Raw genomic sequence first — 1,072 nt, forward strand, 5'->3', positions numbered from 1 at the left:
CCTGTCCTCGGCCGGCTCGGACGTCACGGCTCCGCCCGGTACGCCGGGCGAGGGGTCGATCTGGCCGCACGTCGAGCGTCAGGTGGTGGACCTGGTCACGGCGCACCGCTCCACGATCGTGTTCGTCAACTCCCGACGCCTGGCCGAGCGGCTGACCGCGCGACTCAACGAGATCTACGCCGAGGACACCGATCCGGGGTCGCTGCCGCCCGCGCCGGCCCGCCCACCCGCGCAGATCATGGTGCCGTCCGAGGTCTCGCGGGGTGCTCCTCCGGAGCTGGCCATGGCCCATCACGGATCGGTGTCCAAGGAGCGACGGGCGCTCATCGAGGACGCCCTCAAGTCGGGTCGGTTGCGCGCGGTGGTGGCCACGTCGTCGCTCGAATTGGGGATCGACATGGGCGCGGTGGACCTGGTCGTGCAGGTGGAGTCCCCACCGTCAGTGGCCTCGGGGCTCCAGCGTGTGGGCCGCGCCGGACACCAGGTCGGTGAGGTCTCCCGCGCGGCGGTGTTCCCCAAGCACCGCGCCGACCTCCTCCACAGTGCGGTGACCGTGGAGAGGATGGTCGCCGGCGCGATCGAGGCGATGTCGGTCATCACCAACCCGTTGGACGTCCTCGCCCAGCAGACGGTGGCCGCCTGCGCGCTCGAGCCGATCGACGTCGAGGACTGGTTCGCCGCAGTACGTCGGACCGCCCCGTTCGTCGGGCTGCCGCGGTCGGCGTTCGAGGCGACGCTCGACATGCTGGCGGGGAAGTACCCCTCGGCGGACTTCGCCGAACTCAGGCCGCGTCTCGTCTGGGACCGCGACGCCGGGACGCTGACCGGCCGTCCGGGAGCGCAGCGTCTCGCCGTCACCTCGGGCGGCACCATCCCCGACCGCGGATTGTTCGGCGTGTTCATGGTGGGGGAGAAGGCGACGCGGGTCGGCGAGCTCGACGAGGAGATGGTCTACGAGTCCAGGGTCGGCGACGTGTTCGCCCTCGGGGCCTCGAGTTGGCGGGTCGAGGAGATCACGCACGACCGGGTGCTGGTCACGCCCGCGCCCGGCGGCACGGGACGGCTGCCGTTC

At 71.8% G+C, this 1,072-nt stretch carries 1 protein-coding gene; it reads left to right on the forward strand.

Annotated elements, in window-relative coordinates:
• The coding region (locus tag G6027_RS16260; RefSeq protein WP_277612357.1) for a helicase-related protein at positions 1-1,072 on the forward strand (1,072 nt) is incomplete at both ends.

It is taken from the genome of Dietzia sp. SLG310A2-38A2, from assembly GCF_014145095.1.
Classification (GTDB): Bacteria; Actinomycetota; Actinomycetes; order Mycobacteriales; family Mycobacteriaceae; genus Dietzia.